General features: G+C 57.2%; 17 protein-coding genes. 12 read left to right on the forward strand and 5 right to left on the reverse strand.

Features of this window, described 5'->3' with window-relative positions; all coding sequences use genetic code 11:
- The first annotated feature begins 219 nt into the window (after window positions 1–219).
- From JWR17_RS22925 to cysB, 5 genes are all read left to right on the forward strand, one after another.
- A complete protein-coding gene (locus tag JWR17_RS22925; RefSeq protein WP_299835142.1) occupies window positions 220–555 on the forward strand; it encodes a thioredoxin family protein in 336 nt (111 codons plus the stop codon).
- A 12-nt stretch (window positions 556–567) separates the two neighbouring features.
- On the forward strand, window positions 568–1524 hold the full coding sequence (locus JWR17_RS22930; protein ID WP_299835144.1) for a putative 2-dehydropantoate 2-reductase: 957 nt from the start codon (window positions 568–570) through the stop codon (window positions 1522–1524).
- Between the two features lie 17 nt (window positions 1525–1541).
- On the forward strand, window positions 1542–2447 hold the full coding sequence (locus tag JWR17_RS22935) for a 5'-nucleotidase (protein ID WP_299835146.1): 906 nt from the start codon (window positions 1542–1544) through the stop codon (window positions 2445–2447).
- A 93-nt stretch (window positions 2448–2540) separates the two neighbouring features.
- Window positions 2541–3032, forward strand: coding sequence for a universal stress protein (locus JWR17_RS22940; protein WP_299835147.1), 492 nt, complete (start codon window positions 2541–2543; stop codon window positions 3030–3032).
- A 126-nt stretch (window positions 3033–3158) separates the two neighbouring features.
- The gene (cysB, locus tag JWR17_RS22945) at window positions 3159–4133 is read left to right on the forward strand and encodes an HTH-type transcriptional regulator CysB (protein ID WP_299835149.1); all 975 of its coding nucleotides are present in this window, start codon (window positions 3159–3161) and stop codon (window positions 4131–4133) included.
- 158 nt (window positions 4134–4291) lie between these two features.
- Here the strand turns inward: cysB and JWR17_RS22950 are convergent, their stop codons facing one another.
- The gene (locus JWR17_RS22950) at window positions 4292–5026 is read right to left on the reverse strand and encodes a phosphoadenylyl-sulfate reductase (protein ID WP_299835151.1); all 735 of its coding nucleotides are present in this window, start codon (window positions 5024–5026) and stop codon (window positions 4292–4294) included.
- 176 nt (window positions 5027–5202) lie between these two features.
- Here JWR17_RS22950 and thrH point away from each other — a divergent pair, with 176 nt between their 5' ends.
- Window positions 5203–5820, forward strand: coding sequence for a bifunctional phosphoserine phosphatase/homoserine phosphotransferase ThrH (gene thrH / locus JWR17_RS22955; protein ID WP_297840044.1), 618 nt, complete (start codon window positions 5203–5205; stop codon window positions 5818–5820).
- 229 nt (window positions 5821–6049) lie between these two features.
- Here the strand turns inward: thrH and pabB are convergent, their stop codons facing one another.
- From pabB to JWR17_RS22975, 4 genes are read right to left on the reverse strand one after another with little or no spacing between them, the layout of a single operon-like run.
- Window positions 6050–7393, reverse strand: coding sequence for an aminodeoxychorismate synthase component I (gene pabB / locus JWR17_RS22960; protein ID WP_299835153.1), 1344 nt, complete (start codon window positions 7391–7393; stop codon window positions 6050–6052).
- Between the two features lie 59 nt (window positions 7394–7452).
- The gene (locus JWR17_RS22965; RefSeq protein ID WP_299835344.1) at window positions 7453–8436 is read right to left on the reverse strand and encodes an alpha-L-glutamate ligase-like protein; all 984 of its coding nucleotides are present in this window, start codon (window positions 8434–8436) and stop codon (window positions 7453–7455) included.
- Window positions 8436–9992 carry an inactive transglutaminase family protein gene (locus JWR17_RS22970; protein WP_299835155.1) on the reverse strand — a complete coding sequence of 519 codons (1557 nt, stop codon included), beginning with the start codon at window positions 9990–9992 and terminating at the stop codon, window positions 8436–8438. The genes JWR17_RS22965 and JWR17_RS22970 overlap by 1 nt, the downstream gene beginning before the upstream one ends.
- A 6-nt stretch (window positions 9993–9998) precedes the next feature.
- Window positions 9999–10535 carry an ATP-dependent zinc protease gene (locus JWR17_RS22975; RefSeq protein ID WP_299835156.1) on the reverse strand — a complete coding sequence of 179 codons (537 nt, stop codon included), beginning with the start codon at window positions 10533–10535 and terminating at the stop codon, window positions 9999–10001.
- Between the two features lie 314 nt (window positions 10536–10849).
- Here JWR17_RS22975 and JWR17_RS22980 point away from each other — a divergent pair, with 314 nt between their 5' ends.
- From JWR17_RS22980 to prpD, 6 genes are all read left to right on the forward strand, one after another.
- Complete coding sequence (locus JWR17_RS22980; RefSeq protein WP_299835158.1) at window positions 10850–11566, forward strand: GntR family transcriptional regulator; 717 nt, start codon at window positions 10850–10852, stop codon at window positions 11564–11566.
- Window positions 11563–12450, forward strand: coding sequence for a methylisocitrate lyase (gene prpB, locus JWR17_RS22985; protein ID WP_299835159.1), 888 nt, complete (start codon window positions 11563–11565; stop codon window positions 12448–12450). The genes JWR17_RS22980 and prpB overlap by 4 nt, the downstream gene beginning before the upstream one ends.
- Window positions 12451–12545: 95 nt before the next feature.
- Complete coding sequence (gene prpC, locus JWR17_RS22990) at window positions 12546–13673, forward strand: 2-methylcitrate synthase (RefSeq protein WP_299835161.1); 1128 nt, start codon at window positions 12546–12548, stop codon at window positions 13671–13673.
- 90 nt (window positions 13674–13763) lie between these two features.
- Window positions 13764–16355 (forward strand): Fe/S-dependent 2-methylisocitrate dehydratase AcnD, encoded by a 2592-nt coding sequence (gene acnD / locus JWR17_RS22995; RefSeq protein ID WP_299835163.1) that lies wholly within the window; start codon window positions 13764–13766, stop codon window positions 16353–16355.
- A 20-nt stretch (window positions 16356–16375) separates the two neighbouring features.
- Window positions 16376–17566, forward strand: coding sequence for a 2-methylaconitate cis-trans isomerase PrpF (prpF, locus tag JWR17_RS23000; protein ID WP_299835165.1), 1191 nt, complete (start codon window positions 16376–16378; stop codon window positions 17564–17566).
- 81 nt (window positions 17567–17647) lie between these two features.
- Window positions 17648–19132, forward strand: a complete 1485-nt coding sequence (gene prpD, locus JWR17_RS23005; RefSeq protein ID WP_299835167.1) for a 2-methylcitrate dehydratase — start codon at window positions 17648–17650, stop codon at window positions 19130–19132.
- Window positions 19133–19208 lie beyond the last annotated feature (76 nt).

A 19208-nucleotide genomic window follows, 5' to 3' on the forward strand; every position in this document is an offset into this window, starting at 1 on the left:
CCGCGGCTCTGCAAGGGCCAGCTTGTTGGCGAAAGATGTCCAGGCGCAGCGGTGTATCAGCGTTACCTCGTCGGCTTCTTCGTCAACACGTTCCCTCCCTCCGGGGTCTTGGCCTGACGCTTGGTTTGGGTTGCTTCGAAAATCCGATGATATGACGTCGGATTTACAAACAGTGCCGCGAAGTTGGATAGTGTGCAGCCAAACCTCAGGGCCTTCTGTGTGAATTCATTGGAACTGACAGATTTCGATATTGATCATCAATTGCTGGAACAGCCGGGTGTTTCATTGGTGATTTTCACCGGGGCCGGGTGTGCCAGCTGCCGCTGGGCGCGGCGTGAGTTGCCGGGCTTTGAGTTACCTATAGATCGCTTATGCTGGATAGACGCGGGCGATAACGGCGGCGCGGCGCAGCGTTATCAAGTCTTTCATTTGCCAGCGATGTTCGTGGTTCGTGATGGCCAATTTCATGGCCCATTGCATTCGCGGCTTACGGCAAGCGAGCTGGGTGCAGGCGTGAAGCAGGCCCTGAGATCCAATGCTGAAGAATTGCCCTGACGGGGAGTGTGCATGAGTACTGAAACGAAAAAACCCAGGATCGGCATTATTGGCACCGGCGCCATTGGTGGATTTTATGGCGTGATGCTAGCGCGTGCGGGTTTCGATGTGCATTTTTTACTGCGCAGCGAGTTTGCCGCCGTGTCGGAAAACGGCTTATTGATACGGCACGCCGAACTTGGCGACCTGACCTTGAATCCGGTGCAGGCGTATTCCTCGGTCAGCGACATGCCGCTGTGCGATTGGTTGTTGGTGGGGGCCAAAACCACGGGCAACGCTGATCTGGCGCCGGTCATCGTTCGAGCAGCAGCGCCCGGTGCCAAAGTGCTGTTAATGCAAAACGGGCTCGACGTAGAGGACAGCCTGCGGCCATTGCTGCCGAACGCTCTGCACCTGCTGGGCGGATTATGCTTCGTCGGTGTGCACCGCACTGCACCGGGAGTGGTCACCCATTTGGCCTTCGGTGCTGTCACCCTGGGTTACCACAGCGGTTCGGCAGTGGACCCAGAGGCTGGGCAGTTGATTGCCGAAGAGGGCGCTGACCTGTTCCGCAAGGCCGGCCTGGACTCCCGGACCACCGCCAGCGTACAACTGGCACGTTGGCAAAAGCTGGTTTGGAATATTCCCTACAACGGCTTATCGGTGTTGCTGCGGACCAGTACCACACCGCTGATGGAAGACCCTGACAGTCGCGCATTGATTCGGGCATTGATGAGCGAAGTGATCCAGGGCGCAGCCGCGTGCGGCTACAGTCTGCCGCAAGGTTATGCCGAGCAGCTGTTTGCGGCGACCGAACCGATGCCGGATTATCAGCCGAGCATGTACCTCGATTATCGGGAAAAGCGACCGCTGGAACTGGCCGCCATTTACGCAAAACCTTTGCACGCGGCGATGAGTGTCGGGCACGACATGCCAAAAACTCGTGCGCTGTATCAGGCGTTGGCCTTCATCGATACGCATAACAGCTGAATCAGCTGGGGGGCAACATGACTACAGGGCTAAGCAATAAATTGGTGTTGGCGATTTCATCGCGAGCGCTGTTCGATCTGGGTGAAAGCCATGCGGTGTACATGGCCGATGGCGTTGAAGCCTATCGGAAATATCAGATCGAGCATGAGGAAGAAATTCTCGAGCCGGGTGATGCGTACCTGTTGGTAGAAAAACTGTTGAGCTTGAATGCCCAGTTGGAGAAGGCCCGCGTTGAAGTGATTCTGGTGTCGCGCAACAGTGCCGACACCGGCCTGAGGGTGTTCAACTCGATTCAACACTACGGTCTCGACATCACCCGTGCGGCGTTCGTTGGCGGACGCAGTCCTTATCCTTATTTAGCGGCGTTCGGCTGTCATCTGTTTCTCTCGACCCATGCCGACGATGTGCGCAGTGCGCTGGATGCGGGTTTCGCTGCGGCGACCATTTTGTCCGGCGGCGCACGGCGCGCAGCAAGCGCCGAATTGCGTATCGCCTTCGACGGCGACGCGGTGTTGTTCTCGGATGAATCGGAGCGGGTCTACCAAAGTGGCGGACTGGAAGCGTTTCAGGCCAGCGAGCGCGAGTCGGCACGCGAACCGTTAGGCGGTGGTCCGTTCAAGCCTTTCCTGGCGGCGTTGAACCTGTTACAGCGTGAATTTCCGGAAGCGTCCTGCCCGATTCGAACGGCATTGGTGACCGCTCGATCCGCGCCGGCCCACGAGCGTGTGATTCGTACCTTGCGCGAATGGGATATTCGCCTGGACGAATCGCTGTTCCTTGGCGGTCTGGAAAAATCGGCGTTTCTTGAGGCATTTGCCGCCGACGTTTTCTTTGACGATCAACCGGGGCATTGCGAAAAAGCGCGGGATGTCGTTGCCACCGGCCATGTGCCCCACGGGATCAGTAATGAGGTAAAAACTTGAACCGTGATCTCCCGTGAGGTGCCAGCCGTCGCAGTCGCCAACGCGCTGCTAAGCTGAGTCCATCTCCGCCATATTGGCAGTCGAGGAGGTCATATGATTCGCTCCATGCTCTATGCCACTGACCTCGGTCTTTATGCCCCGTACGTGTTGCAGCATGCCTTGGCGCTGGCTAGAACGTTCAAAGCCGAGCTTTATGTCATTCATGTCGTCGAGCCCATGGGGCTGTTCGCAGAGTCGGTATTGCAGAGCTATCTTGATGAGGCGGCATTAAAGGAGTTTCACAGCCAGGGTTTGAATACGGTCATGGAGGGTATCGAACAACGTGTTCTGGATGGTTTTCGCGATGAGTTGGGGGAGGGGCACCAGGATTTGTCGTTGATCCGAACGGTGCAGGTGATTCAGGGCGATCCGTCGAACGTGATACTTGATCAGGCGCAAAAACTGGCAGTGGATTTATTGATTGTCGGCAGCCACAGTCACGACTCCGAAGGGGATACGCCCCTGGGTCGAACAGCGGCAAAGGTGCTGCAATTGTCCGAGGTTCCGGTCTACATGGTTCCCATGCTGCAACACAGAGGGCGCTGACAGCGAGACCGACTTTAATCTGCTTTTCAAAAATGATAAAAAAGTTCTAGCTTTCTACCTTGAACCTTCAATATAGTTATATACCGTCGCTGATGACCGTGGCGTCTACCGCTTTGAGGGACACATATGAAGCTTCAACAACTGCGCTACATCTGGGAAGTGGCGCACCACGACCTCAACGTTTCAGCCACGGCTCAGAGTCTGTACACCTCTCAGCCCGGTATCAGCAAGCAGATCCGTTTGCTCGAAGACGAATTGGGTGTCGAGGTCTTTGCTCGTAGCGGTAAACACCTGACTCGCGTGACGCCAGCCGGTGAAAGAATTATCACCACCGCAGGGGAAATCCTGCGCAAGGTCGAGAGCATCAAACAGATCGCTCAAGAATTTTCCAATGAGAAAAAAGGCACACTGTCCATCGCGACCACCCACACCCAGGCGCGTTATGCGTTGCCGCCGGTGATCAGCAATTTTATCAAGCAGTACCCCGACGTTGCGCTGCACATGCACCAGGGTTCTCCGATGCAGATCGCTGAGATGGCCGCTGATGGCACCGTGGATTTCGCCATCGCCACCGAAGCGCTGGAGTTGTTCGGCGACTTGGTGATGATGCCGTGCTACCGCTGGAACCGGTGCGTGGTGGTTCCCCAGGGGCACCCGCTGACCCGAGTGTCCAAGCTCACCCTGGAAGTACTGGCTGAATACCCGATCGTCACGTATGTGTTCGGCTTTACCGGCCGCTCGAAACTGGACGAAGCGTTCAGTCATCGCGGCCTGACGCCGAAAGTGGTGTTTACCGCGGCCGATGCCGACGTGATCAAGACCTACGTGCGCTTAGGCCTTGGCGTTGGCATCGTGGCGAAAATGGCGGTGGACGCCAAGCTCGACAGCGATCTGGTGGTGCTCGATGCCAGCGAATTATTCGAAGCCAGCGTGACCAAAATTGGCTTCCGACGCGGTACGTTCTTACGCGGTTTCATGTGTGATTTCATCGAGAAATTCGCACCGCACCTCACCCGCGACATCATGGCAAAAGCCATTCATTGCCATAACAAACAAGAGCTCGAAGAGCTGTTTGCCGACGTCGAATTGCCGGTGCATTGAGTTAAAACACACTGAACTCCCACCGAGTTTCGGCATGGCATTTTAAATTTAGCCAAGCCACACATCCGGTGGGAGCGAACGTGCTCACGGAGCAGGCAGCGCGGTGTATCAAGATTGACGCCTCGCCACGCCTACCGGTTCTGTGCAATAACGCCTATTCAGGCCTTCGCAATCAAGTTCCCTGAGTGCAGCCCACACTCTTTCTGTGTGGCTTCTTCCCACCACCAGCGGCCTTCGCGCTCGTGCTGGTTGGGCAATACCGGGCGGGTGCACGGCTCGCAGCCAATGCTGATAAACCCGCGCTCATGCAAGGTGTTGTAAGGCAGCTCCAGCATGCGGATGTAGCTCCAAACTTCTTCGCTGGTCATTTGCGCCAACGGGTTGAACTTGTACAAAGTCCGCTCCGGCGTCGAGAACGCGCTGTCGATTTCCATGACTGCCACTTCGCTACGGGTGCTTGGGCTTTGATCCCGGCGTTGTCCCGTGGCCCAGGCCTTGACGCCCGCCAGCTTGCGACGCAACGGCTCGATCTTGCGAATACCACAGCACTCGCCATGGCCATCTTTATAGAAGCTGAACAAACCCTTTTCTCTGACAAGCGGCTCCAGGGCCGTCCGGTCCGGCGTCATCAATTCGATGTCGATCTTGTAGTGTTCGCGGGTTTGCTCAATGAAGCGATAGGTTTCCGGGTGCAGGCGCCCAGTGTCGAGGCTGAAGACCTTGACGTTTTTGTTGAGTTTCCAGGCCATGTCCACCAGCACGATATCTTCAGCACCGCTGAATGAGATCCACACCTCATCACCGAAATGCTCGAAGGCCAGTTTCAAAATATCCTGGGCGGATTTTTTCGCATAGGTCGCGGCGAGGGCTGCGACGTCGAAGGGTTGGCTCATCAGGCGGCTTCCTGTTGTGTGTGGCGCTTAGCGCTCGTATGGGCGCGATAGTAGCAAAAACCCTGATCCAATTCCCGGTTTGGCGGGTGGCGCCGCCTCGATTGAGTGGTTAAAGTGCCGCTTGTTTTGCTGTCGTCTAATTGAAGTCGCCTTATTTTGAAGTGAAGGAGTGGTCTGTGGAAATTGCCTGTCTCGACCTGGAGGGTGTGTTGGTCCCGGAAATCTGGATCGCATTTGCCGAAAAAACCGGTATCGAATCCCTGAGAGCTACCACGCGGGACATTCCCGATTACGACGTACTAATGAAGCAGCGGCTGCGCATCCTTGATGAGCATGGGCTGAAGCTCTCCGATATCCAGGCAGTGATCGCAACGCTAAAGCCGCTGGAAGGCGCCATCGAATTCGTCAACTGGTTGCGTGAGCGCTTCCAGGTGGTGATCCTGTCGGACACCTTCTACGAATTTTCCCAGCCGCTGATGCGCCAGCTGGGTTTTCCCACCTTGCTGTGCCATCGCCTGATCACTGACGAGACTGATCGGGTGGTGAGCTATCAGTTGCGTCAGAAGGATCCGAAGCGCCAGTCGGTGTTGGCCTTCAAGAGTTTGTACTATCGGGTGGTGGCCGCCGGTGATTCCTATAACGACACCACCATGCTGGGGGAAGCGGACGCGGGGATTCTGTTCCATGCGCCGGAGAACGTGATTCGCGAATTTCCGCAGTTCCCAGCGGTGCATACCTTTGAAGACTTGAAAAAGGAATTCATCAAAGCGTCGAATCGTGAGCTGAGCCTGTAAGACACCTTCGTACATGGGTAGGAGGTTGCCCTTCGTCCAGACGCCGCGCTGTCGCGCAGTTCGACGTGTAGGCGCTGCCGAAGGCTTCGATAGGCCGGGGGTGCGGCCGACCGGCACGACCTTCAGCGGTCTAACCGAGGCGGCCGGTTCCCGGTCGAATCGCAGCCTTCGGCCGCTCCTACAGATTATTTTTAACTCAATAAGTAGAGCGGAATGGGCGCGTTTAACATCAAAGCCCCTGCAACGTCTCCAGCAATAGCCGCACCTTAGTGATGGACTCTTGATATTCCGCCTCACACTCTGAGTCCGCGACAATTCCGCCACCGCCCCAGCACGACACCTGTCCGTCTTTGACCAGCAAGCTGCGAATGGCGATGGAGCTGTCCATTTCGCCGCGCACGTCCAGGTACATCAACGATCCGCAATACAGTGCACGGCGTGTGGGCTCAAGTTCGTCGATAATTTGCATCGCCCGGATTTTCGGCGCGCCAGTGATCGAACCACCGGGAAAACTGCCTGCAATCAGGTCCAGGGCATCTTTACCGTCGGCCAGTTCGCCGATCACGCTGCTGACCAAATGATGCACATTCGGATACGTTTCCAGGCTGAATAATTCAGGCACCTTCACCGAGCCGATACGACAGCTGCGACCCAAGTCGTTGCGCAACAAATCGACAATCATCAGGTTTTCCGCCCGGTCTTTGTCGCTGACCAGCAATTCAGCGGCATAGGCCGCATCCTCGGTGGGATCACGTCCACGCGGGCGGGTGCCTTTGATCGGCCGTGTTTCTACCTGTTTGTTACTGACCTTGACGAAGCGCTCCGGTGACAAACTGAGCACTGCGTCGCCATCGGGCAACGCCATGTACCCGGAAAAAGGCGTCGGGCAGGCGAGACGCAAGCCGCAATAAGCGGCCCACGGATCACCTTGATAACTGGCCTGAAAGCGCTGGGCAAAATTGACCTGGTAACAATCGCCGGCCTGTATATAAGCCTCAATGCGCAGGAAGGCGCTGCGGTAGTCGCTGGCGCTGAGGTTCGCCGCAAAAGGCGTTGTTAGCGTGAACGTTGACAACTGAAGGTCTGAATCTTCAGAAAATAGCGTCAGCAAACGTTGCCGCTCCGTTTGAGCCAGTGTCGGATGAAACACCAACTGACTCGTACGCTGCAGGTGATCGCTGACCAGCGCCCAGGCATAAACACCCAGTCTCGCGTCCGGCAAATGCAAATCATCGAGGCCCTGAGCGGGAAGCGGCTCCAGTCGTCGACCGAAGTCATACGCGAGGTATCCGATGACTCCGCCTGCAAACGGCAATGGACAGTCTTCAGGTAACTCAGCGTGGCCCAACGCCTCGATACTGCTACGCAAGCGTTGAAAAAAGGCAAGACCATTTTCTTCGGGCTGGGTCAGCAATTCTGCGTAGGGCCAGGCGCTCATCAGGTCAAAACGCCCACGGTCGGCGGTTGGACGCCCACTGTCGAGCAGCACTGCGCCAGGTGCGCGCCGTATCCGCGAAAAGTATCCGGAAGGGTTGGGGCTGTAGGGCAGTGGGTGTACGGCGCAGGTGGGCATTTGAAGAAGATCAGTATCGGCGTGCGGGCGGCGATTGTAATCCTCCAGCGGGCGGGCAACTAGGGGGAAACGGTTGTCACATGCCCAAACAGCCCCTGCACGAACCGCACGCGCTCTTCCGGTGAATCCCGCCCGCCGGTGAGCGCCAGCTGTTCCAGCCGCTCTTCAACCGCCCGTGCTCGATGGGTCAAGCCGCAATCATTGGCGATTTGAATATTCAAGCCGGGCCGTGCATTGATCTCCAGAATCAACGGCCCCTGGTCCTGATCCAACACCATATCGACGCCTATGTAACCCAAGCCGCACAGCTCATAGCAGCGCGCCGAAAGCTTCATGAAGCCATCCCAATTGGGCAACTGCACGCCGTCTACCGCATTGGTGGTGTCTGGATGTTTATGAATAATAGTGTTGAGCCAAGTCCCGTGCAGGGTCAAACCGGTGGCCAGGTCGACGCCGACGCCGATGGCCCCCTGGTGCAGGTTGGCTTTGCCGTTGGACTGACGGGTCGGTAAGCGCAGCATTGCCATGATCGGATAACCCATCAGCACGATAACGCGGATGTCCGGCACGCCTTCAAAGCTGATGCTTCTAAAAATCTGGTCCGGCTTGACCCTGTATTCGATCAAGGCGCGGTCGCGATGACCGCCCAATGAATACAGGCCCGTAAGGATGCTGGAGATCAGATGCTCGATTTCTTCACGGCTGATGATCTTTCCGGACACTGTGCGAAAGCGCTCTTCGAAACGGTCGGCAATCACCAGAATTCCATCGCCACCGGCGCCCTTGGCCGGCTTGATTACAAAGTCGTCGCGCCCGCCAATAATTTCGTCCAGCCGCGAGATTTCCTTTTCGGTGGAGATTACGCCAAACATCTCTGGCACATGAATCCCGGCCTGAATCGCCCGCTCTTTGGTGACGATTTTGTCGTCGACGATGGGGTACAAGTTGCGCTTGTTGTACTTCAGTACGTAATCGGCGTTACGCCGGTTAATACCCATGATGCCCCTGGCTTCAAGGGCCTTCCAGGTTTTCCACAGACCGATCATTTAGCCTGTTCCTTCTCTGCTTTGAGCTCTTTGTCGAGGAAGGCTTTGAAACGGAACAACTCAGTCAGGCGATAGCCGCGATAACGACCCATGGCCAGCATAAAACCCACCAGAATCAGCAGCACGGCGGGGAAGGTGAAAACGAAATAGATCAGCTCCGGCACGCTCATGATGATGTGTGCCAGGGAAGCGGCGAACAGCGTGCCGATGGCGACTTTCATCGCATGGCCGCTGCCGCGCTCTTCCCAGGTGATGGACAGGCGTTCTATGGTCATGGTCAGAATCACCATGGGGAACAGGGCCACCGACAACCCGCGTTCCAGGCCCAATTTGTGGCTGAATAAACTGATGGCGGCGATCAGGACTACAACAAATGTCAGTACGACTGACAATCGCGGCAGCATTTGCAATTTCAAATGTTCCAGATAGGAGCGCAGGGACAAGCCCAGCGCGGTAATAATAGTGAACAAGACAATGCCGAACCCCAGTTGCGTCTCCCGGAATGCCAAGGCGATCAATACGGGAGTGAAAGTGCCCAGGGTTTCGAGGCCTACCAAATTGCGCAAAATCAAGATCACCAGCACGCCAATAGGGATCATCACCATGATCATAAAGGTCTGCTGGGTCTGCAACGGCAAGCCGTACAGTGAATAGCCGAGGAAGTCACCGTTGGTATTGGCGTCGGTCAATTTAGCCAGGCGAATGGCGTTCATTTCGCTGTTATTCAGGGTGAAGTTGACCGTGACTTTTTTCCCACCCTCGGCGCTGATCAAGTTTTCATCCCCGACCCACCACAACAGTCGGTCGGTGGGCATGCCTTGTTCGCCGGTATCCGGGTTGAAATACAGCCAGACCTTGCCGTTGAAGCTGCGTAACCATAGCTCTGGCGTTTGCGGCTGGTCAGCAACAAGCCGAATGGTGTGGACTTTTTCCACCGGTACGTGGGCAACCGACAGCAACAATTCGGTAATGCGGGCTTTGTTCGCGGTGGCGGTGTCGCCGGCCAGCAGCAGCTTTACGTTGTCATCGCTGAGGTTATTGACCCGCTTGATGGCTTCGGTGATGAAGGTTTCGGTGTCTGCCGAGTGCTGGCGAATCGGCGCTAGCAAAGCATCGGCGGCAATTTTTTCCGGGCCTTCAATGGCGATGCTGTCACGGAACGTCGGGCCTTTGATCTTGGGTTTGTCGCCGCTGTAGCGTTTGGTCAGCACCAGTCGGTAATAGAGGGTCTGGTTGCCGCTGGCGCGACGTGCCGACCATGTGACTTTGCGGTTGCCATCCACACGATTGACGCTGACCCCGTAATTATTTGAAATAAAGCTTTCATTAAGGCTGACGAAGTCGTGGCTCAATGGCGGCACGAACATTTGTATTTTGACCGGGTCTTTGGCATTGGCGACGAACTCGACTTTAGCGTCGATGTTCCACAGGTCGTCGGTCTCGTCCTCGGTAACCGGGATGCCAAGCACGAAAATCTGGTACGCCGTGACCGCTATCCCCAATGCCACCAGAACGGCAATCAAGATTTTCAGATGGAGGGTGATAGAACGCATTGGGTATTACTCTGCGATATGAGCGACGGTAGCGCAGGCCGGTTTGCCGGCCGCATATTTAAGACTGGGGTCGATCAGCGCATCAAAGTGCTTCAGTGCTTCTGAACCAATCAAAAGCGGGTATTGGAAAGCACTTCTATCAGTCAAGTTCACCTCGATGGTGCGTAAAGTATTTCCCAGGCACACATCCAGGCTGATAACCGGGCGGGCCGTGTATTTCTTATCGTCGTCAGGGTCGTAATCGCTGGCTCGGCGCTTGATCCGGCTGTCCCGGGCCAAGGGCCGTTCAATGGGGTGCGCATGGGCATCGTCAATGGCCAGGTAAAAACGTACCCAATGTTCGCCGTTGCGTTTGAAGCGTTTGATGTCACGGGCGCTCAAGGAAGCGGTTTTGGCGCCGGTATCGAGTTTTGCCGCCACTTGCAGATCAATATCCGAAAGGTTCGCGTACTCGTTCAGGCCATACACGGTTTTGTCAGCGGCGGTGCTGATACCGGGCAGGACTGATAAACAGAGAAGGGTTAGGAGGGGTTTGAGTCTCATAGGTCCTGGCGCAATAAAGGATGGCACTGCGTAGCAACTTGCGCGCGGCATTCTAGCATGAAGGATTTCGCCGCAGCGCTTAGTACGGATCGCCAGATGCTGTAGCGATATTCCCCATTGCACAGCCCTTCTGTAGGGCGAGCCTGTTGACGAAGGCCGGGCGCGGTACGTCAAGCACACCGCTTCGCCAACAAGTTTGCTCCTACAGAGGTTTCGTTGGCCTCATGAGATTGTCGACAGTATTGATTTTTTAATTGACGTATTAGCTGGTATTGGCTAGTTTTAGCGCCACTGGCGGACAAGGTGTAGACAATATGTCGGAAGCAACGCAAATAGCAGCTCCGCTACAGGATGACCCCGAGACCTTGTCTGAGAATGTCTTCCGGCGCATTCAGGCGGCAATCGTCAAAGGCGATATCGCGCCGGGCAGTAAAATCTCGGAGCCGGAGCTGGCCCGCACCTACGGTATCAGTCGCGGGCCGCTGCGTGAGGCCATTCACCGTCTGGAAGGGCAGCGCCTGCTGGTGCGTATTCCCCACGTCGGCGCTCGAGTGGTTTCCCTGAGCCACGCAGAACTGATCGAACTCTACGAAATCCGCGAGTCACTGGAAGGCATGGCCTGCCGCCTGGCGGCCGAACGCATGACCACCGAAGAGATCGACGAACTGCGTCGGGTGCTGGATACCCATGAGCGCGATGAAGCATTTCGGGCGGGCGTCGGCTATTACCAGCAGGAAGGCGATTTCGACTTTCATTACCGGATCATTCAGGGCAGTGGCAATCAGACATTGACCCAAATGCTCTGCGGCGACCTGTACCAACTGGTGCGCATGTACCGCATTCAATTTTCCGCCACCCCCAATCGCCCACACCAGGCGTTTGCCGAACACCACCGAATTCTGGATGCCATTGCCGAACGTGACGGCGAACTGGCTGAACTGTTGATGCGCCGACACATCGGCGCGTCGAAACGCAACATCGAGCGCCACTATCAGGCCGCTCCACACGCCACAGCCCGAGGTGAAAAATGAGCAATAAGAATACTCCCGGCCAACGCTTTCGTGATGCCGTCGCCAACGAACACCCGTTGCAAGTGGTTGGCGCGATCAACGCCAACCATGCGCTGCTGGCTAAACGCGCCGGATTCAAAGCTATTTACCTGTCGGGTGGCGGTGTGGCTGCGGGCTCGTTGGGCCTGCCAGACTTGGGCATTACCGGGCTGGATGACGTACTGACCGACGTACGCCGGATCACCGACGTGTGCGACCTGCCGCTGTTAGTGGATGTCGACACCGGTTTTGGCTCTTCAGCGTTCAACGTAGCGCGCACCGTGCGCTCGATGATAAAGTTCGGCGCAGCAGCGATTCACATCGAAGACCAGGTGGGTGCCAAGCGCTGCGGTCATCGTCCGGGTAAAGAAATTGTCTCCCAGCAAGAAATGGTCGACCGGATCAAGGCAGCGGTTGACGCCCGCACCGATGATAGCTTTGTGATCATGGCGCGCACTGATGCACTGGCCGTCGAAGGCCTGGAGTCGGCGCTGGACCGTGCCGCCGCCTGCATCGAAGCCGGCGCCGACATGGTGTTCCCGGAAGCCATTACCGAACTGGACATGTACAAACTGTTTGCGGCTCGGGTTGGTGCGCCGATTCTGGCGAACATCACTGAATTCGGCGCGACGCCCCTGTTCACGGTTGACGAATTGCAATCCGCTGATGTTTCTCTGGTGCTGTACCCGTTGTCGGCGTTCCGTGCGATGAACAAAGCAGCGGAAAACGTTTACGGCGCAATCCGCCGTGACGGCACCCAGAAAAACGTCGTGGACACCATGCAAACCCGCATGGAGTTGTACGACGCCATTGATTACCACACCTTCGAGCAGAAGCTTGATGCGCTGTTTGCCAACAAAAAATAATCGCGAAACCGCAATCCAGGCATAACCTGTCTGGAGGAAAATTGCCCTGTGCAGTTCGATGGTGCTCCCTAATAAATTCAAGATTGGAGAAAGCAATGGCTGAAGCAAAAGTGTTGAGCGGCGCTGGCCTGCGCGGTCAAGTCGCCGGACAGACGGCATTGTCCACCGTAGGGCAAGAGGGCGCGGGCCTGACCTATCGCGGCTGCGACGTGCGTGAACTGGCCGCCGAAGCGCGTTTCGAGGAAGTGGCGTATCTGCTGCTGTATGGCGAGTTGCCGACTAAAGCCGAATTGGCTGCTTACCTGAAGAAGCTGCAAGGCTTGCGTGATTTGCCCCAGGCCTTGAAAGAAGTGCTGGAACGCATTCCTGCCGACACCCATCCCATGGACGTGATGCGCACCGGTGCATCGATGCTGGGTACATTGGAGCCTGAAACAAGCTTCGACCAGCAACGGGACAGCACCGACCGGCTGTTGGCGGCATTTCCGGCGATCATGTGCTACTGGTATCGCTTCAGCCATGACGGCGTGCGCCTGAATTGCGTGACCGACGAAGAATCCATCGGCGGGCATTTCCTGCAATTGTTGCTGGATAAAAAACCCAGCGAGCTGCACCGAAAGGTGATGGATGTGTCGCTGATTCTCTACGCCGAACATGAATTCAACGCCTCGACCTTTACCGCTCGGGTCTGTGCATCGACCCTGTCGGACCTTTATTCCTGCATCACTGCGGCCATCGGCACCTTGCGCGGTCCATTGCACGGCGGCGCCAACGAAGCCGCCATGGAGATGATCGAGCGCTTCGGTTCGGCTGACGAGGCGGTCAAAGGCACGCTGGCCATGCTGGAGCGCAAAGACAAGATCATGGGCTTCGGTCATGCGATCTATAAAATCTCCGATCCGCGCAATGAAGTGATCAAAGGCTGGGCGAAGAAGCTCGCCGACGAAGCCGGTGATACGGTGCTGTACGCCGTCTCGGAAGCCATCGATAAAACCATGTGGGAACAGAAAAAATTGTTTCCAAATGCTGACTTCTATCACGCCTCGACGTACCACTTCATGGGCATTCCCACCAAGCTGTTCACGCCGATATTTGTCTGTTCGCGGCTGACGGGCTGGGCTGCTCACGTCTTCGAGCAGCGCGCCAATAATCGCATTATCCGTCCGAGCGCCGAATACATCGGCGTCGAACAGCGCAAGTTCGTGCCAATCGAACAGCGCTGATCAGGAACAGGGGAGCGGGCAGCCGTCCACCCGCCCCCTGACCCTTTGCCCGGACCTTTTGAACCGCCCCGTGATCGAGTTCCCAACGCCATGAACAGTGAATTTCGCAAGTCTTTGCCCGGCACTCGGCTGGATTATTTCGACACCCGCGCTGCGGTTGACGCCATCAAGCCTGGGGCCTACGACACGCTGCCGTACACCTCTCGCGTGTTTGCCGAAAACCTGGTGCGCCGCTGTGATCCGGCAACCCTGAACGCCTCTCTGGGCCAGTTGATTGATCGCAGGCGCGATCTCGACTTCCCGTGGTTTCCGGCGCGGGTGGTGTGCCACGACATTCTGGGCCAGACCGCGCTGGTTGACCTTGCGGGCTTGCGCGACGCCATTGCTGCCCAAGGCGGCGACCCTGCGTTGGTCAATCCCGTGGTGCCGACACAGCTGGTGGTTGACCACTCGCTGGCCGTCGAACACGGTGGTTTCGAGAAAGATGCGTTTGAAAAGAATCGCTCCATTGAAGACCGTCGTAACGAAGACCGTTTTCACTTTATTAACTGGACCAAGAAAGCCTTCAAGAACATTGACGTGATTCCACCCGGCAACGGCATCCTGCACCAGATCAACCTCGAGCGGATGTCCCCGGTGATCCAGGTGTTGAATGGCGTGGCGTTTCCGGACACGTTGGTCGGCACCGACAGCCATACGCCAATGGTGGATGCGCTGGGTGTGATCGCCATTGGTGTCGGTGGCCTTGAAGCCGAAAGCGTGATGCTTGGCCGTGCCTCGTGGATGCGCCTGCCGGACATCATCGGCGTTGAGCTTTCGGGCAAGCCTCAGGAAGGGATTACCGCCACTGACATCGTGTTGGCCCTGACCGAATTCTTGCGTAACCAAAAAGTCGTGTCGTCCTACCTGGAATTCTACGGTGAAGGCGCGTCCCACCTGACCCTGGGCGACCGCGCGACCATTTCCAACATGACCCCGGAGTTCGGCTCTACAGCGGCCATGTTCTACATCGATAAACAAACCATCGATTACCTGAAACTCACAGGGCGCGATGATGAGCAGGTTCGCTTGGTAGAGCTGTATGCCAAAGAAACCGGCCTGTGGGCCGACAGCCTGAAAAACGCTGAATACGAGCGGGTTATTGCTTTTGACCTGTCCACTGTGGTGCGTAACATCGCAGGGCCGTCGAATCCGCATAACCGGGTGCCGACCTCTGAGCTGGCAGCGCGCGGCATCAGCGGCATCGTCGAAAATGAGCCGGGCCTGATGCCAGATGGCGCGGTCATCATCGCGGCGATCACCAGCTGCACCAATACCAACAACCCGCGCAACATGATCGCTGCCGGGTTGCTCGCCCGTAACGCCAATCGCTTGGGCCTGACCCGTAAACCGTGGGTTAAAACCTCTCTGGCGCCGGGCTCGAAAACCGTGACCCTGTACCTGCAAGAAGGCGGTCTGCTCTCGGAGCTGGAACAGTTGGGCTTCGGCGTCGTGGCCTATGCTTGCACCTCGTGCAACGGCATGTCCGGCGCCCTGGACCCGGTGATTCAACAGGAAGTGGTGGACCGCAAGCTGTATGCCACCGCCGTGTTGTCCGGTAACCGCAACTTCGACGGACGGATTCATCCGTACGCGCAGCAGGCCTTTCTCGCTTCACCGCCGTTGGTGGTGGCCTATGCGATTGCCGGGACCATTCGTTTCGACATTGAGAAAGACGTGTTGGGCATCGACGCCGAGGGTCACGCGGTGACCTTGAAAGACATATGGCCGACTGACGAAGAAATCGACGCGGTGTTCAAGGCCAGCGTCAAGCCGGCGCAGTTCAATCAGGTTTACATCCCGATGTTCGCCATCCAGGAAGACGACGGCGTCAAAGTCGGCCCGCTTTATGACTGGCGTCCACAAAGCACCTATATCCGCCGCCCGCCGTACTGGGAGGGGGCCTTGGCTGGGGAACGCACGCTGACCGGCATGCGTCCATTGGCTGTGCTGCCGGACAACATCACCACTGACCATTTATCGCCGTCCAACGCGATCATGCTCGACAGTGCTGCCGGTGAATACCTGGCAAAAATGGGCCTGCCGGAAGTAGACTTCAACTCTTACGCTACGCACCGGGGCGACCACTTGACCGCCCAGCGTGCGACCTTTGCCAACCCACGCCTGCGCAACGAAATGGCCATGGTCGACGGCAAGCTGAAAGAAGGCTCGCTGACTCGTATAGAACCTGAAGGCCAGGTCACGCGCATGTGGGAAGCCATCGAAACATACATGGAACGCAAGCAGCCGCTGATCATCATTGCTGGCGCTGATTACGGTCAGGGTTCGTCCCGGGACTGGGCCGCCAAAGGTGTGCGTCTGGCCGGGGTTGAAGCCATCGCGGCGGAAGGCTTCGAGCGTATCCACCGCACCAACCTGGTGGGCATGGGCGTACTGCCGCTGGAATTCAAACCGGGGGTTAATCGCACCACGCTGGGCATCGACGGCAGCGAAACCTTCGACGTGATCGGCGAGCGTATTCCGCGTACTACCCTGACGCTGGTGATCAATCGCAAGAACGGCGAGCGGCTTGAAGTGCCCGTCACTTGCCGACTCGACACCGCAGAAGAAGCGTCGATCTACGAAGCGGGCGGGGTGCTGCAACGTTTCGCCCAAGACTTCCTCGAATCGGCCACGGCTTAAGCCAGCAGGAGACTATTTCCATGGCGCATCCAGCACAAATCAAGATCGCCGCCACCTACATGCGTGGCGGCACCAGCAAAGGTGTGTTCTTTCGCTTGCAAGACCTGCCCGAAGCGGCCCGGATTCCAGGGCCGGCCCGTGATGCACTGCTGTTGCGGGTGATCGGCAGCCCGGACCCGTACGATAAACAAATCGACGGCATGGGCGCCGCGACGTCCAGCACCAGCAAAACGGTAATTCTTTCGAAGAGCATCAAGGCCGATCATGACGTCGATTACCTGTTTGGTCAGGTGTCTATCGATAAGCCGTTCGTGGACTGGAGCGGCAACTGTGGCAACCTTTCTGCGGCAGTCGGCCCGTTTGCCATCAGCAATGGGCTGGTCGACGCGAGTCGTGTGCCCCAAAACGGTGTGGCCATCGTGCGGATCTGGCAAGCCAACATCGGCAAGACAATTATTGCCCACGTGCCGATGACTGAAGGCGCGGTGCAGGAAACCGGTGATTTTGAACTGGACGGCGTGACCTTCCCAGCGGCTGAAGTGCAGTTGGAGTTCATCAATCCGGCCGCCGAAGAAGAGGGGGCGGGCGGTTCGATGTTTCCCACCGGCAACCTGATCGACGAGCTGGAAGTGCCCGGCGTTGGCACCTTGAAGGTGACGATGATCAATGCGGGCATTCCGACCATTTTTGTTAACGCCCACGACATCGGTTACACCGGCACCGAGTTGCAAGGCGACATCAATGGCGACCCCAGGGCGCTGGCGATGTTCGAGACCATTCGTGCTTATGGTGCTTTGCGCATGGGGCTGATTCAGGACCTGGATGAAGCGGCAAAACGCCAACACACGCCCAAGGTTGCGATTGTCGCGGCACCGGCTGCTTATACGGCGTCCAGCGGCAAGGCAATCGCTGCGGCTGACGTTGATCTGTTGGTCCGCGCCCTGTCCATGGGCAAACTGCACCACGCCATGATGGGCACCGCGGCGGTAGCCATTGGCACCGCGGCGGCGATCTCCGGGACCTTGGTCAATCTGGCGGCAGGCGGTAGCAAACGCAGTGCGGTGCGTTTTGGCCATCCGTCCGGCACCTTGCGGGTTGGCGCCGAAGCGACCCAGGAAAACGGTGAGTGGAAAGTTACCAAAGCCATCATGAGCCGCAGCGCTCGGGTGTTGATGGAAGGAACCGTGCGGGTGCCGGGGGATGTGATTTAACCCCGCAGGTGGGCGTATTCCTCCTACAGAGAATGAAGAGGCCCGCGCGGCCAGTGAATTTGACTAAACGGAGAAGCAGTCATGAGCGCCAACGTTGAAACCAACAACCGTCCGGATTACGACAAGGTACTGCAAGACATTGCCGATTACGTCCTGGGCTACACCATCGAATCCAAAGAAGCGCTAAATACCGCGCGCAACTGTTTAATGGACACGTTGGGTTGTGGGTTGTTGGCGCTGCGTTTTCCCGAGTGCACCAAGCACCTGGGCCCGATTGTCGAAGGCACAGTCGTCCCGTTCGGCGCCCGCGTACCCGGTACCAGCTATCGTCTGGACCCGGTCAAGGCGGCATGGGACATTGGCTGCATTATCCGTTGGCTCGATTACAACGACACCTGGCTGGCGGCCGAGTGGGGTCATCCTTCGGACAACCTCGGCGGCATTCTTGCGGTGGCCGATCACCTGTCGCAAAAGCGTGTGGCCAATGGCGATGCGCCGTTGACCATGGGCACGGTGCTGGAGGCGATGATCATGGCCCATGAGATCCAGGGCGTGATGGCCTTGGAGAACTCCTTCAACCGAGTCGGCCTTGATCACGTGTTGCTGGTGAAAGTAGCGTCCACGGCGGTCACTGCCAAAATGATGGGGGCCAACCGTGAGCAACTGCTGGCGGCGTTGTCCCATGCCTTTGTCGATGGTCAGGCGTTGCGCACCTATAGGCATGCACCGAATGCTGGCTCACGTAAATCCTGGGCGGCGGGAGATGCGTCCAGTCGAGGGGTCCGTTTGGCCGATATTGCCATGCGCGGCGAGATGGGTATTCCCGGCGTGCTGAGTGCGCCGCAATGGGGTTTTTACGACGTCCTGTTCAGCCACACCAACAACGACTTGGCGCTTAAGCCCGACGACAAGCGCGCCTTTAGTCTGTCCCAGGCCTACGGCACGTATGTGATGGAAAATGTGCTGTTCAAAATCAGCTTTCCCGCCGAGTTTCACGCCCAGACGGCGTGCGAAGCAGCCGTGACGCTGCATCCCCAGGTCAGAAGTCGCCTGAGCGAGATCGACAAAATCGTCATCACCACTCATGAATCGGCGATTCGGATTATTTCGAAGCAAGGTAAATTGGCCAACGCTGCCGACCGTGACCACTGCATTCAGTACATGACCGCAGTGCCGTTGGCCTTCGGCAATCTGGTCGCCGAGCAGTACGAAGATGATTTCCACGCTTCGCATCCGATCATCGACCAACTGCGCGACAAGATGGTAATCGTCGAGGATCCTCGTTACACCCAGGAATATTTGGAAGCGGACAAGCGCTCGATTGCTAATGCGATTCAGGTGTTTTTCAAGGACGGGTCGGCCACTGAGAAAGTAGTGGTCGAATACCCCATTGGCCACCGGCGGCGTCGGGTGGAAGGCATTCCGTTACTGGAAGACAAGTTCAGCAGCAATTTAGCGACCCGATTTACTGCCCAGCGCAGCGCCGAGATCTTTGCGCTGTGTAAAAACCAGGAGCTGCTGGAGGCCATGCCGGTTCATCGGTTTGTGGATATGTTTGTGATTTAAACTCGGCATACAGGTCCACGGTAGGAGCCAACTTGTTGGTGAGGCGGTGTTTCTGGTGCCGCTTGGGGCCCTCTCG

The sequence above is a fragment of the Pseudomonas sp. genome (genome assembly GCF_028293835.1).
Lineage (GTDB): Bacteria > Pseudomonadota > Gammaproteobacteria > Pseudomonadales > Pseudomonadaceae > Aquipseudomonas.